Genomic DNA, 13,591 nt, shown 5'->3' with positions numbered 1-13,591 from the left:
GCGCGAGTCTCCAGACTCGTGCCGCTGGATGAATGGAGTCTCCAGACTCCCGAGTTCCGGCTGGTGGTTTATTGCGAGTCTGGAGACTCGCTTTATCCCAGGTCACGAGACTGAAGTCTCGCGCCAGCTTTTCTATCATTTAGACTCAAGACTCAGAATTCAGAACTCAATAAGACCTCGTAGTGTGCGCAGCTCCTACGAGTGTCTCCGCCAATAGCGTTTCAAGCCTGTTTTTCTAAAAACAACCCAAAAACCACTACAACAGATTCACCACCGTCTCCAGGCCAATCCCACGGGAGCCTTTGATCAGCACGTGGCTGTTGCGCACGGGATGATCGGTGAGCCATTGTTCCAGAGCGCTTTTCTCCGCGAAGTAGCGGAAATCTGGATTCACCTCGGCGGCGTAGCGCATTTCCTTGCCGCAGAGAAACACCTGCGCGAAGTTCAATCCGTTCAGTTGCTCGCCTAACGCGCGGTGCTCGGCTTCGCTTTCCTGACCCAGTTCCAGCATGTCGCCCAAGATGACCACCTTTGATTCACCGGCCATCTGTGCGAAGTTGGAAACCGATAAGCCCATAGAACTGGGGTTGGCGTTGTAGGCATCCAGCAGCACGGTGTTGGTGTCTTTCTGCACAATCTGGGAGCGGTTGTTGGTGGGCACGTACCCGGCAATGGCGGCGTTGATCGCCTCGTGCGGCACGCCAAAAAACTGACCGATGCACGCAGCAGCGGCCATGTTCTCAAAATTGTAGGAGCCCATCAAATGGGTGTGCACTTCCTCACCGTTGGCGGCGCGGTAGATTACCTGCGGGGCGGCTTGCAGCAGCTCGGCGGTATAATCGTCTTCGGGCTGGTAATAGGTGACTTTCTTGGCTATTCTGCGTACCATGCGCATGAGGTGTTCGTTAGAAGTATTCACAAACACAGTACCATCTGCTTTGTCCAGGTGCAGGTAAAGTTCGCTTTTGGTGCGGGCCACGCCCTCCAGGCTCCCGAAGCCTTCTAGGTGCGCCTTGCCAATGTTGGTGATAATGCCATGGGTGGGCAACGCGTAAGAGCACAGCTCCGCGATGTCGCCGGGGTGGTTAGCGCCCATCTCAATGATGGCCAGCTCGTGCTCCGGCTGAATGCTGAGCAGGGTGAGCGGCACCCCGATGTGGTTGTTGAGGTTCCCTTTGGTGCAGAGCACGTTGTATTTCTGGCTCAGAACCGCATTGATGAGTTCTTTGGTAGTGGTTTTGCCGTTGCTGCCCGTGATGCCAATAATTGGAATGCTCAATTGCAACCGGTGGTGCAGCGCCAAAGCCTGTAAGGCTTTGAGGGAGTCTTCCACCTGGATGATGTTGGGGCCGGTGATGCTTGGGTCCTGCACCACGGCATAGCGGGCACCTTTGTCCAGGGCCATCTGGGCAAACTGGCTGCCTTTAAAGTTAGGCCCGTCTAAGGCAAAAAAAAGGGTGTTGTCTTGTTCGGCCCGCGAATCAGTGCTTACTTTCCGGCACTCCAGATATTTCTGATACAGGTGCTCTATTAGCTCCGCCATAGGATAGATTGCTTTGTCAAGTCAAGGATACGAATAAATGAATCGAGCATTAAAGGTACTAGCGTTTTTTTTAAGTTGGATAGGTGCGCTGGGGCAAACCGCCCTGGGCCAGGCACCTGTCAGGCTGCAGGAGGTGACCGGACCCGAGGTCCGGAACCAGGCCGGTCAAGCGCTACGCCTGCCGTGGGCCGGCGGGTTCAACAGCCCGCAGTTCTCGGCCATTGACCTGAACCGCGACGGACAGCAGGATCTATTCGTTTTTGACCGAAGTTCGCAACAGGTAACCACTTTTCTGGCGGTGCAAACCAACGGTGTCTGGTCTTATCAACACGCGCCGCAGTACGAAAACAGCTTTCCGGCGGGGCTGCGTTTCTTTGCCGTTTTGCGCGATTTCAACTGCGACGGTGCGCCAGACCTGTTCACAGCTTCTAACCTAGGGCTGGTGGTGTACACCAATACGTCTTCGGCCAGTGCCGGTCTCCAGTTTGACCTTACGCACCCGGTGGTGTATTTCAATTCAGGGGCTAACCTGCTGGTGGGCTCCGAGGACATGCCCGCTATTGTGGACATGGACGGCGATGGCGACTTGGACATCCTTACCTGGGAGTGGACGAACGGCACCGTGCTGGAGTACTACCGGAACGAGCGGGTAGAGCAGGGGCTGGGCTGCAATTCGCTTACGTTTACCCGTGCCTCTAACTGGTGGGGACAGGTGACCCGCTGCGTAGGCTCCTGCAACAACTACAGCTTCGGGCAGACGTGTCCGTCAACGGAGCACGTGGGCGGCTCCAGCGTGTTGCCCTTGGATTTAAACGGCGATGGCGTGCTGGACCTGGTAACCGGCCATGACGACTGCCCCGATCTGGTAAGCCTTTACAACACCGGTACCAACCTGCAGCCCAAGATTACAAGCGCCGCTTACAACCTTCCGCCTGATATCACCAGGCAACAATTCAGTGTCTTTCCTGCCGCCTATTACCTGGATGTGACTTTTGACGGCATCCCTGATCTGGTGGTGGCCCCCAACATGACTTCTAATTCGCATCAGAATGTGAACCTGAAAAATTCGGTGTGGGTATATGCCAATAGCGGTACTGCCGCCAAGCCCCGGTTCAACAGTCCTAAACAGCCGTTCCTGCAAGACCAGATGGTAGATGTAGGCGAAGGGGCCGCGCCCGCTCTGGCAGACCTCACCGGCAACGGGACTCTGGATCTGCTGGTAGGGAACACGGCAGTTCTGGAGAATGGCCGCTATACTGCCTCGCTCACGTTGTACGAGAACAAAGGCACTGCGCGGCAGGCTGCTTTTGAAGCGGTTGCCACCGATTACCTTGGCTTTTCAGCGCAGAACCTCACCTCCCTCAAGCCCCAGTTGGTAGATTTGAATGCCGATGGAAAAACAGATTTGGCCTGGAGTGCTTTCCGGCAGGCGACCAACACCGTGGAATTCAGGTACATTCTAAACGAAGCCCCGGCGGGTCAGCCCGCCCAGTACACCATGGCAAATGCGGTCACTGTGCCAGGTATTCTGCTGTTCAGGGGAGATACGCCCTACTGGTACGATGTGGACCGCGACGGGAAGATGGACGTGCTCATTGGCCGCGCCTCCGGCGGATTAACCTACTACCGAAATTCGGGTACCCTTGCCGCTCCCACCTGGACCTTGGTCTCAGAAGCGCTGGGCGGAATTGCCGCCGATCCGGAGCGTAACCGCTTGCAGGTTACCGTCACAGATCTGAACCGTGACGGCCAACCCGATCTGCTTGCCACCGACAACTCCGGTCAACTGCGGGTGTTCCCTGCTTTCCAGGCGCACCTTACCGGCTCCTTCCCCGCGGAGGAAAATGTGCTCTGGATACCCTTTAAGCAGCAATATGGGCAAGCCAGGTTTGGGCCAGGGCTGGTAATCGCAACGGGGAATCTAGACCAAGAGGAAAATCAGTTGCCTGAGCTTATTCTGGGAACCCACGCCGGCGGCCTTCGTTTCCTGAAAGCCATCTCTGAACCGCTAAGCGTGGAGGGCCCGCAGGAAGATCTAGTCGCCATCAAACTCTTTCCTAACCCAGCTGATAGAACGGTGCAACTCCTCACGCCCAAAAACGCCACTTACCAACTGCACAACACCGCCGGAGCTCTGGTTTCCAAAGGAAAGACACTGGCTGCACAAGCCTATTCCATCTCTACCGCAGTCTTACCAGCAGGTCTTTACTTCCTGCGGGTACATTTGGCAGATGGCCGCGCCGTGACGCATAAGTTGGTGGTGAAGCACTAATGCGTATTTCTTGTTTTTAGCCTGATTTTAGGAAAAGAGCTTCAGAATAGGAAAGTTACCTTTCCCATTTGTCATCCTGAAAGGATCTTGTGGGCAAGCAGTAATAGCGTTTAGAAAGCGTCTTTACCGTTCACTACCAAGATCCTTTCAGGATGACAAAAAAGGAGAAAATCCCATTATTCTAGCAACCATTCAGCCGTTCATTCACACATTCACTCAATCACTCATTTACTCATTCAAACATGAATCGTGAACGCATCAGCGTCAATGTCCCAGGGAAGTTTCTGGCGGGTTTCCTCCAGGTGCTGGCGCGATAAAGTGACGGTGGTAACGGCTTCTTCGTGTTCATGGTAGGTCAGTTCCTCGCCCAGCAGGTTGTAGGCAGCCGAGTCGCCAGAGTAGGCATGGCCTTTGGCATCGGTGCCTACGCGGTTCACGCCAATGCAGTACGCCAGGTTCTCAATGGCGCGGGCTCGCAGCAGCGTTCTCCAGGCCAGGCGACGGCGGTCTGGCCAGCTGGCAATATAGATGAGCACGTCATACGCAATAGGCGTGTTGCGCGACCAAACCGGGAACCGCAGGTCATAGCACACCAGCGGACAGATTTTCCAGCCTTTTAAGTCTACGATCAGTTTCTCAGTACCGGGAGAATAGGCCTCGCACTCACCGGCCATCCGGAAGAGGTGGCGTTTGTCATACTGGGCGAAGGTGCTATCGGGGCGCATCCAGACCACGCGGTTGTAGTAGTTTCCGTTCTCGGTGATGATCAAGCTGCCCATAACCACGGCGTTCCTCTCCTGGGCCATCTGCCGCATCCAGGCCACCGATTCGCCGGTCATTTCCTCGGCCAAGGCGGGCGCATCCATGCTGAAACCAGTCGTGAACATCTCGGGCAGGATGATCAGATCGGTCTCGGGGAGCTGTTGAATTTTGTCCTGGAACCTGGCTCTGTTGGCGGTGGCATCGTGCCACACCAGGTCTAACTGAAGAAGGGAAACACGCAGATCAACCATCTGTTTCATTAGAAATTAAGATTAGAAAGTAGAAATTGAGGCGGTTGTCCTTGATTTTTCTGAGACAGGAGAACTTCTCAAGTTCTAACACGATAAAAGTACTCACTTCTGTTTACATCAAACAATCCCCCCATGGAGATACAAAAGAAAAAGATTGCCATTGACATGGACGAGGTCATGGCCGACCCCATTGAGAAATTCATCAGACTATACAACCGCGACTGTGCCCTGGAACTGACCCTGGAAGCTTTGCACGGAAAAGACATTCACGAGGTAGTGCCGCCCGAGCATGCCAGCAAAACCTGGGAATACATCAACGCGGAGGGCTTCTTCCGTGATCTTAATGTAATACCAGACGCCCAAGAAGTCATCCAAGCGCTGTGCGAGAAATATGATGTCTTTATTGTAAGCGCTGGCATGGAGTTCCGGAATTCGCTTATTGACAAGTTTGACTGGCTGCAGGATCATTTCCCGTTTATCAGCTGGCGTAACTACGTGCTCTGCGGTGACAAAAGCATCATCGGTGCCGATATCATGATTGATGACCGCCCGCGAAACCTGCGTACTTTCACCGGGGAACGGAAGCTGCTGTTCACCTCGCCGCATAACGTGAACATTCATGAGTTTGAGCGGGTGAGTACGTGGAAGGAAGTAGCGGAGAAGTTATTGTAATGATTTGTCGTTTCAGGGCTGGTTTCGGGAAATCAGCCCTGAAACTTATTCATGGTTCAAGTCTGCGACTTGGACCTACTATGGCCGACAGTTTGAAACTGCCGTGAGGCGCTAGCCTCAAGGAAGTCCTCCTGCTATGGCGCGGAAGTTACTTCCGTGCCTTTCTTTTTTATTGCCGCTTCCCCAGCCATTCGCCTTCTTCGCCGTTGTTGGTGTTCTCACCAACAACCCAATCTGCCCCTCAAGCCACTACTTGCCCCAGAGCCCCTGTTGGGTTACGCATGCGCCCAACAGGGGCTCTGGGGCATTTTGCTTATTGGTCTTTGAGCTGTTGCAATACCTTCATCGTCCTGCGGACGGCCATAATTAAATTCTGCCGTTGTTGGTATTCTCACCAACAACCTACGCTCCCCAAACACTAAGTCCCCCTTTGAAGGGGGTAGGGGGATGTTTACACTTGCATATCCTCCTTGTTTCTATGCCGCGGATTTACCACAATGATTGTCCCAACAACTCAGAACTCAAGACTCAGAACTCAGGACTACAGTTGGCACAGCCTTTCTGCAGCGGTACGTAGCGTATCTTCTTTCTTCGCGAAGCAGAAGCGGATGACGCCATTGTCCTGGCCGTTGTGGTAGAACACCGAGACGGGGATCACGGCCACAGCGGCTTCTTTGGTGAGCCATTGCGAGAATTCTACGTCTGATAAAGCAGAGATCTGGTTATAGCGGGCGAGTTGGAAATACGTGCCGGCGCTAGGCAACAGCTCAAACTTGGAGGGCTGCAGCAGGGAAGAGAACAGGTCGCGTTTCTGTTGGTAGAACTGGGGCAGGGTGAGGTAGTGCTCCTGGTTATCTAAATAAGCAGCAATGGCGTGTTGGAGCGGCGTGGCGGTGCTGAAGGTGAGGTACTGGTGCACTTTCCGGAACTCGGTGGTGAGCAGGGCAGGGGCGATGCAGTAGCCTACTTTCCAGCCGGTGGTGTGGTACGTTTTCCCGAAGGAGGAAACTACGAAGGACCGCTCTGCCAAAGCGGGTACCGTAAGTACGCTGTGGTGTGGCTGCCCGTCGAAAACCATGTGCTCGTACACCTCGTCGCTGAGGATAAGGAACGGGTACTTTTGCGTGAGTTGCGTGAGCGCCTTCAGGTCTTCTTTCTGCCACACGGCGCCGCTGGGGTTGTGCGGCGAGTTGATGATGAGCAGGCGCGTTTTCTGGGTGAGCTTTTCTTCTACCTGCTGCCAGTCTACGCTGAAATCGGGGAAGCGCAGGGGCACAAACACCGGTACGCCACCGCTTAGCTCAATGGCCGGCACATAGGAGTCGTAGCAGGGCTCCAGCACTAGCACCTCATCGCCGGGCTGCACTACGGCGGCAATGGCGGCAAACAGCGCCTCGGTAGCACCGGAAGTGACGGTGACCTCGGTGTCTGGGTTGGGCAGGTGGCCGTACAGCAGTTGCGTTTTCTGGCTAATTTTCTGGCGGAGCAACGGTAACCCGGGGCTGGGCGCGTATTGGTTGAAACCAGCCCGCATGGCCTCCGTCACCAAATCCACCAACTCCGGCGGACAGTCAAAATCTGGGAAACCCTGTGATAAGTTAATGGCCCCGTGCTGCTGGGCCAGTTGGCTCATGGTGGTAAAGATGGTGGTACCTACGTTGGGTAGCTTGCTCTGCAAAGAAATGCTCATGCGCTTTTGGCCTGTTTTTGTGAAAATAGGCAAAAAACAGATTAGGCCAACCTAGCCATGCAGCGTAGCCTGCACAATGTCTTGTAGCGTGGGCACTACTTCCATCTCAAACCACGGGTGGCGCTTAAACCAGGCAATGTTCCGGGGCGAGGGATGGGGCAGAGGCAGGTACTTGGGCAAGTAATCACGCCAGGCTTCTACGGTTTCGGTGAGGGTGGCTTTGGCGGCGCTTCCCAGGAAAGCCTTTTGGGCGTAGGTACCTATGAGCAGGGTTAATTTGATGTTGGGCAGCAAGGGTAACAACTGCGGATGCCAGTGCTGGAAACACTCAGGGCGAGGCGGCAAATCGCCGGAGCGGCCGGTGCCCGGGTAGCAGAACGCGGTGGGCACAATGGCTACGTTCTGCTCATCGTAAAATTCCTCGGGCGAGAGGCCCAGCCACTGGCGCAGGCGTTTGCCGCTTTGGTCGTTCCAGGGGATGCCGGTGGCGTGAACTTTGGTGCCCGGGGCCTGCCCTACAATCATCAGTTTGGCCGAGGTAGCAGCGCGCAACACCGGTCTTGGGCCGTGCGGCAGGTGGGCAGCGCATAGCTGGCAGGCTCTGATCTGGGGCAGAAGTTCTTCTAACATTGAAAAAGATAAAGCAGCGTTTTAGGGCTGTTTTCTGGAAGAGAACGCCAAAACGCCCTGGGATAATTCCTTCGCTTTCTTTTCCGGTGGTAAGCAGCCCGAAGAGGTATAATGTGTCCGGCAGGGTGGGGGTTAAGCTATGAGTACGCCCACGCACTTGAGGGAGGAGCGAGGGGGAGAATCCGGCCCCAAAAAAGAAGCCGGCGTCTTCAGGACACCGGCTTCTTTGCACTGTTATGATGTTGTCTTTAGGTCTCCAGTAGGCCATCGGCAGCTATCTCGTCCTCGGGGAAAGTCCGGAGGAGCAAGTAAGAGATAGCTACGCTGGTGATGGCAATGGTAATCATGAGGGCTTTCATCTTTGCGGGAATGAAAGGCTACTGCTTAGTAGTACCGGGGAGTGTTGTCGCGGTTGTAAAAGAATGAGTCATCCCCGGTGTCTGACTCGTCTGACCAGCGCGGACCTCTTTCGTAGCCCCGGTCATCGCGGGAGCGGTATTCGTGATTGTTCCGGCGGTGGTCCTGGTCATTCCGGCGGTTGTCGCGGTCATTGTCATACTGGTTGCCGTGGTTGCCTGACCGGTTAAACATGTTCTGCACGCCGTGTTTGATGTCGTACCAGGCTTCGCGCAAGCCTTCGCCCATGTCGCCCAGCACGTCGCCTTTGTCGTGGTCTACGCGGCGGCCGTCGTTGGCGGTGTAGCGGTGCTCCTGGTACCAGTCATGGTTGCCGCTGCCGTAGCGGTAGTCATCGTCTTTGTAGCGGCTGCGGGAGCCGGGGTACTCATTGTAGGGGTTGGCGTCTGGGCGGGGCAGTTCTTCGCGCACGCCTCTGGAGTCCATGTAGCCGCCCCGGTAGTAGTTCTCGTTGGAGTCGTCGCGGCGGCGCTGCTCAGAGATCCTGTTTTCACTGTGGATGTGGTCATGGCCGTGCCCGTAAGAATCCTGGCGGGCAGAGTAATTGCCGCGTCCGTCGCCGTAGGGCGCAAAGTGCTGGTTGCTGTTGTGGCTGTGTGACGGGCCGCCCTGCTGGCCGGAAGACGGGGTGCTGTTGCCGCGGCCGTCGCCGTAGTTGAGGCTGTTGGGGTTGCGGTACACGCTGTACTCGCGCTCGCCGTAATGCTTGCTCAGGCTGGCACCACGGTCGGCGTTGGAGGTGCGCTGGTGCGTGTCCTCGGGGAAGTGGCTGCGGCTCTGGTTGCTGTAGCCCGTGTGGAAGTTGTTGACACCATCCCAGTTACTGCCTTCCGGCCGGTGCGATGACTGCCGATGTTCCTGGTCTCTGCGGTGCAGTTCCCGACCAATCCGGTGGTTCTCAATCTCACCGCTTTGGTCTGGTGATTTCCAATTTCTTTGATTATCCTGCATGGTAGTAATTTTAAGATTCTAAGATGTTTGCCTCTGCCACAGAGGCGAGTAGGTATATGTACGAGTGCCTTGGCAGAGGGTTAACACAGCCCTTGCCCCGGGGGCGTTTTAGGGGCGTTTGGGCAAAAACAGGCCAAAAACGGCATTTTGGCGGAACCTTTGTGGCGGAAAACAGTAAGGGGAGGAGACCAAAATTTTAAGCTCGGCTTTATGAAACGTTATCTACCGTTGCTGGGAGTTTTCCTGCTGTTTTTTCTGGTGATGTCTGGTTTTGCGTACGGCGCGCGCCACACGGGGGCGCAACCTGTGAAGGCGTGGGAGCAAGTGGCGCCCATCAGCTCAGCGCACGGAGGCGAGTAGCCCCGCCATGGCGCAGACCGCAGAAAACGGAAAGCCCCTTGCCTGCCAATAACAAAAAGGGCGACCCTGTACTTGAGACAGGGCCGCCCTTTTCTATGAGGCCGTAAAGTGGGTTACTGAAAGTGTTCCTGCAGGATCTCGCGCACGTGGGCTTCCTCCAGGGGTTTGGAGATGTGCTGTTCCACCGCGCTGTATTTCTTGAGTTTCTCCAGGTCATAGAAACTGGCCGAGGAGGTGAGCATCATGACCACAATGCATTTCTGGGTTTCCTCCGGCAACTGATGGTACTGGTCCAGGAACTCAAAGCCATCCATCACGGGCATCTTAATGTCCAGGAACATGAGGTCTGGAAGAGGCGCGTTCTGAGCCAGGGCGTTGTTCAGGAACTTAAGGGCTTCTTCTCCGTTGGTCACCACCTCAATTTGCTCGGCAATGTTCATGCGGGTAAGCAGCCGCTTGTTCAGGTAGTTGGTGGTTTCGTCATCGTCTACCAGCAAAATCAAGTTCAACCTTTTCATAGGACAAATATAGAAAGCCCGTGGGCTACTGAACGTTATTTTTAAAATAAATGGTGAAGGTGGTGCCTTCGTTTATCTGGCTGTCTACCTCAATGCGGCCGCCGTTCTTCTGCACAATGCGGTTAAGGATGTAAAGCCCCAGCCCAGAGCCGTCTACGTGGTTGTGGAACCGCTTGAACATCTGGAACATCTTGGCCCCGTGTTTCTCCAAGTCCATGCCCATGCCGTTGTCCCGCACCACAAACACTGTGTGCTCCTGCTGCGGGTAAGTGCGCAGGTGTACCTCCGGCGGCCGGTCTGGCGAACGGTATTTCACGGCGTTGCTGATGAGGTTGTACAGAATGCTCTTGAGGTTCACGCGCGAGTACAGCAGGGTGGGGGCCTGCGCAAAGTCACAGGTGATGGTAGCACCCGAGCTCTGGATCAGGTCTTGGATGCTGAACTTCACCTCCTCCACCAGGTCTGCAAAAGCAGCTTCCTCCAGGTGGGCGTCAATCTCCTTCTGCACCTTCACAATCTCGGCCAGGTCTGAGATGGTGGCGTTGATCTGTTTGAGCGACTTGTTGAACATAGAGATCAGCAGCTCGGCATCGGGGTCATGGAACGTGGCGCTCTTGGTGAGCTCCTGGAAGATGCCCGCCATGTTAATGATGGGCAGCTTGAGGTCATGCGAGGCCGTGTAGACAAAGCTGTCCAGGTCTTCGTTGATGCTGCGCAGCTCCCGGTTGGTTTGCTCCATGAGGGCTTCGTTCTGCTTCTGGTCCTCAATGTCGGTGCAGGTGCCAAACCACTTGATGATCTTGCCTTCCTGGTCGCGCAGCGGGAGGGCGCGGGCCAGAAACCAGCGCCAGCTTCCGTCAGAGCCCCGTTTGAAGCGGTATTCTATCTCATAGGGTACCCCAGTGGTAAGGGAGTGGTGCCAGCGGGCGGCGGCGCGCTCCTGGTCATCTGGGTGCAGGAGTTTGTTCCACATGGTAGGGCCCTTGCTGGTTTCCAGGTCATACCCGGTAAAGTCTACCCAGCGTTGGTTGAAGTAGTCATGGAAGCCCTGGGCATCGGTGGTCCAGACCAGCTGCGGCATGCTCTCTGCCAGGAACCGGAAGTGTCGGATGCTCTCCTGCAAGGCCAGTTGGGTTTGCTTCTGGTCATGGATGTCAGTATGGGAGCCCACCCACATGAGGATGTTGCCCTGGGCATCGCGCACGGGTACGCCCCGCACCAGGAACCAGCGGTACTCCTGGTCTTCCTGGGCGCGCCAGCGGTTTTCTATCACAAAGTCCTGGCCGGTGGCCAGCGAGTGCTTCCAGCTAAGGTGCGTATTCTCCAGGTCGTCTGGGTGCAGGTAGTTTTCCCATCCCCAGCCGGTGAGCGTTTCGCGGGTGCCGCCCAGAAAGTCATACCATTGCTGGCTGTAGTACTCCACATACCCGTCTGGGTGCGTGGTGAAGGTCATGTGCGGCAGGGCGTCCAGGATCTGCGTGATGCGGTCATGCGAGGCCTGGAGCTCGGCGGTAAGCTTTTCAGTCTGCTGCTTGGCCAGCACTCGTTCGGTTACCTCTACAATTAGGATCATCACGCCTTCCACGGAGTGGTCCTGGCTGAAGAGGGGCTGGTAGATAAAGTCAAAGTACCCGGGTTCCAGGGTGCCGTTCCCTTGCCGGTCAAGGTGGGCGAGCTGCTCGTTGCCCCGGTAAAGCTGGCCGGTGGCGTACACTTTCTCCAGTATCTTGAAGAAGCCCTGTGCCTCCAGCTCAGGCAGGGCCTCTTTGAAGGGTTTGCCCACAATGTCACGGCCGCCCACCAGCTGCTTAAACTGCGGGGTGGCAAAGTCGGCGATCCAGTCGGCGCCCTTCAGTACGGCAAACTGCACCGGGGCCTGCGCCAGCATGCGCTGCACGTACTCATCCCGTTCCCGCAGCGTTTGCTGAATGTCTTTCTGCTCCTGAATGTCAGTGTCTACCCCAATCCAGGCCTGGATGTCGCCGGCCTCGTCGTACATGGGGGTGGCCAGCATGGAAAACCAGCGGTACTGCCCGTCTGCGGCGCGCTTCAGGCGGGCCTCGTTCACGTAGTTCTGGCCAGACGCCAGGGCCGAGGCCCATTTGGATAGGGTGGGTTCCAGGTCCTCTGGGTGCACCACCTTGTCCCAGCCGTCGTCTGGCCCCAGGTTGCCGGTGTAGGCGTACCAGGCTTTGTTGTAGTAGTAGATGAAGCCATCGGCGCGGGCCACCCAGGCTATCTCAGGAATGCCTTCCAGCAAGGCCCGCACGTGGTCTGCGCTGGCTTTGAGGGCGGCGGCGGCCTTGTTCCGCTCGGTAATGTCCAGCATGGCCCCAATCATGCGCTGCGGCTTGCCGGCCGGGTCGCGGGCAATAAAGCCGCGGTCCAGGATCTCGGCGTAGGAGCCGTCGGCCTTCCGGAACCGGTACTCATCCTGCCAGGTGGTGCCGTCGCCGTCTATGACCGCATGAATGCCGTCTACCACGCGCTGGGCGTCATCTGGGTGAATGCGGCCGTACCATGAGTTCACGTCATGCTCAATCTCCTCCTGTTTGTAGCCGAAGGTGGTCTTGAAACCGTCGTTCCACCAGATGTGGTCGTTGGTGAGGTTCCAGTCCCAGATCACGTCATTGGTGGCCCGGGAGATGAGCTCAAACCGCTCCAGGTTTTCCTGGGCCTGGCGGGCCTGACTTTCCTGGTAATCGGCGTCTACCATGGTGCCCATCATGCGGGCGGGTTCTCCCTCGCGGTCATAGAGGATAAACCCATGGTCTATGACCCGGGTGTAGGAGTCATCGGCTTTCCTGAAGCGGTAACTGCCGGTCCAGACTTTCTCCCTGCGCTGGATCACCAGCCGGATGCTGTGCTTGAGGGATTCGTAGTCATCGGGGTGTACTTTCAGGTCCCAGGAGTTGGGGGCTTCCCCGTGCTCTGAGACTGGGTACCCGAACACCTGCTCAAAGTTCTTGCTCCAGTAGAATTTCCTGCTTTCCACGTCATAGTCCCAGGAAACCCCGCCGGTGGCTTCCACAATGGCCAGCAGGTTGCTGTGGGCCCGCTCTGAGCTGTTTTTCTCCTTCTGTTCCTCGGTGACGTCTACCACGCTGTGGATGAGGTAAAGCACCTCGCCGGTCTGGTCCAGGACGGGCGTGTTCAGCGGTTGCCAGTACTTTTCCTCAAAGCCGCCGCCCTGGGCCGCGGGCCGGGTCACGTCATAGCGCTGCACCTCCATCTTGTGCGGAGCCTTGTGGGTGCGGGCGTGCTCCAGGGACTGCCGCAGGTTGGTTGCCGCGGCCGCCTCGGGCGCGTCTGGGTTGTCTGGGAAAATCTCAAACAAAGGCCGGCCAATGATGGAACGGTCCTTGAGCGTGGAGGCAAGGTAGGCATCGCTGGCTTCCAGAATGGTAAAGTCAGCCGACAGAATAAGGTATGATCCTGGCAGAGCACGTAAAACAAGCTGCAGCTCCAGGGGAGCCACAGGGTCAGGAGGAGACATCATACAGAACGGTACTGTGACAGGTAATC

The 13,591-nt window shown here is 56.4% G+C and carries 10 protein-coding genes; 3 read left to right on the top strand and 7 right to left on the bottom strand.

All coding sequences use genetic code 11. The annotated features are described in order from the left end of the window. Window positions 1–256: 256 nt before the first annotated feature. Window positions 257–1,543, bottom strand: a complete 1,287-nt coding sequence (locus tag JT718_RS02720; protein WP_205500147.1) for a UDP-N-acetylmuramoyl-tripeptide--D-alanyl-D-alanine ligase — start codon at window positions 1,541–1,543, stop codon at window positions 257–259. A 37-nt stretch (window positions 1,544–1,580) separates the two neighbouring features. Here JT718_RS02720 and JT718_RS02715 point away from each other — a divergent pair, with 37 nt between their 5' ends. Then, entirely contained in the window at window positions 1,581–3,815 is a 2,235-nt protein-coding gene (locus JT718_RS02715) for a T9SS type A sorting domain-containing protein (protein WP_205500146.1), read from the top strand. 236 nt (window positions 3,816–4,051) lie between these two features. Here JT718_RS02715 and JT718_RS02710 read toward each other — a convergent pair whose 3' ends face one another. Further along, complete coding sequence (locus JT718_RS02710) at window positions 4,052–4,837, bottom strand: amidohydrolase (RefSeq protein WP_317195464.1); 786 nt, start codon at window positions 4,835–4,837, stop codon at window positions 4,052–4,054. A 123-nt stretch (window positions 4,838–4,960) separates the two neighbouring features. Between JT718_RS02710 and JT718_RS02705 the strand changes: the two genes are divergently transcribed. Next, window positions 4,961–5,500 carry a 5' nucleotidase, NT5C type gene (locus JT718_RS02705; protein WP_205500145.1) on the top strand — a complete coding sequence of 180 codons (540 nt, stop codon included), beginning with the start codon at window positions 4,961–4,963 and terminating at the stop codon, window positions 5,498–5,500. A 541-nt stretch (window positions 5,501–6,041) separates the two neighbouring features. Here the strand turns inward: JT718_RS02705 and JT718_RS02700 are convergent. The 3 genes from JT718_RS02700 to JT718_RS02690 all read right to left on the bottom strand — a co-directional run bounded on the left by JT718_RS02700 (window position 6,042) and on the right by JT718_RS02690 (window position 9,188). Next, window positions 6,042–7,190, bottom strand: a complete 1,149-nt coding sequence (locus tag JT718_RS02700; RefSeq protein WP_205500144.1) for a pyridoxal phosphate-dependent aminotransferase — start codon at window positions 7,188–7,190, stop codon at window positions 6,042–6,044. A 51-nt stretch (window positions 7,191–7,241) separates the two neighbouring features. Further along, window positions 7,242–7,820 (bottom strand): uracil-DNA glycosylase family protein, encoded by a 579-nt coding sequence (locus JT718_RS02695; RefSeq protein ID WP_205500143.1) that lies wholly within the window; start codon window positions 7,818–7,820, stop codon window positions 7,242–7,244. A gap of 384 nt (window positions 7,821–8,204) precedes the next feature. Further along, window positions 8,205–9,188 carry a hypothetical protein gene (locus tag JT718_RS02690; protein ID WP_205500142.1) on the bottom strand — a complete coding sequence of 328 codons (984 nt, stop codon included), beginning with the start codon at window positions 9,186–9,188 and terminating at the stop codon, window positions 8,205–8,207. A 210-nt stretch (window positions 9,189–9,398) separates the two neighbouring features. Between JT718_RS02690 and JT718_RS02685 the strand changes: the two genes are divergently transcribed. Next, window positions 9,399–9,548 carry a hypothetical protein gene (locus JT718_RS02685; protein WP_205500141.1) on the top strand — a complete coding sequence of 50 codons (150 nt, stop codon included), beginning with the start codon at window positions 9,399–9,401 and terminating at the stop codon, window positions 9,546–9,548. Window positions 9,549–9,661: 113 nt separating this feature from the next. Here JT718_RS02685 and JT718_RS02680 read toward each other — a convergent pair whose 3' ends face one another. Further along, the gene (locus JT718_RS02680; RefSeq protein ID WP_205500140.1) at window positions 9,662–10,066 is read right to left on the bottom strand and encodes a response regulator; all 405 of its coding nucleotides are present in this window, start codon (window positions 10,064–10,066) and stop codon (window positions 9,662–9,664) included. A 25-nt stretch (window positions 10,067–10,091) separates the two neighbouring features. Further along, window positions 10,092–13,565 carry a PAS domain-containing sensor histidine kinase gene (locus JT718_RS02675; RefSeq protein ID WP_205500139.1) on the bottom strand — a complete coding sequence of 1,158 codons (3,474 nt, stop codon included), beginning with the start codon at window positions 13,563–13,565 and terminating at the stop codon, window positions 10,092–10,094. Window positions 13,566–13,591 lie beyond the last annotated feature (26 nt).

The sequence above is a fragment of the Rufibacter psychrotolerans genome, from assembly GCF_016924645.1.
Lineage (GTDB): Bacteria > Bacteroidota > Bacteroidia > Cytophagales > Hymenobacteraceae > Nibribacter > Nibribacter psychrotolerans.
The sequence above is the reverse complement of the archived record's forward strand: the minus strand, read 5'-3'. Positions and strand labels throughout refer to the sequence as shown.

Bases quoted from the DNA above. Each gene is read 5' to 3' on its own strand.
- JT718_RS02710 (WP_317195464.1), bottom strand. From the start codon at position 4,837: ATGAAACAGATGGTTGATCTGCGTGTTTCCCTTCTTCAGTTAGACCTG.
- JT718_RS02700 (WP_205500144.1), bottom strand. From the start codon at position 7,190: ATGAGCATTTCTTTGCAGAGCAAGCTACCCAACGTAGGTACCACCATC.
- JT718_RS02705 (WP_205500145.1), top strand. From the start codon at position 4,961: ATGGAGATACAAAAGAAAAAGATTGCCATTGACATGGACGAGGTCATG.
- JT718_RS02690 (WP_205500142.1), bottom strand. From the start codon at position 9,188: ATGCAGGATAATCAAAGAAATTGGAAATCACCAGACCAAAGCGGTGAG.
- JT718_RS02695 (WP_205500143.1), bottom strand. From the start codon at position 7,820: ATGTTAGAAGAACTTCTGCCCCAGATCAGAGCCTGCCAGCTATGCGCT.
- JT718_RS02715 (WP_205500146.1), top strand. From the start codon at position 1,581: ATGAATCGAGCATTAAAGGTACTAGCGTTTTTTTTAAGTTGGATAGGT.
- JT718_RS02720 (WP_205500147.1), bottom strand. From the start codon at position 1,543: ATGGCGGAGCTAATAGAGCACCTGTATCAGAAATATCTGGAGTGCCGG.
- JT718_RS02685 (WP_205500141.1), top strand. From the start codon at position 9,399: ATGAAACGTTATCTACCGTTGCTGGGAGTTTTCCTGCTGTTTTTTCTG.
- JT718_RS02680 (WP_205500140.1), bottom strand. From the start codon at position 10,066: ATGAAAAGGTTGAACTTGATTTTGCTGGTAGACGATGACGAAACCACC.
- JT718_RS02675 (WP_205500139.1), bottom strand. From the start codon at position 13,565: ATGATGTCTCCTCCTGACCCTGTGGCTCCCCTGGAGCTGCAGCTTGTT.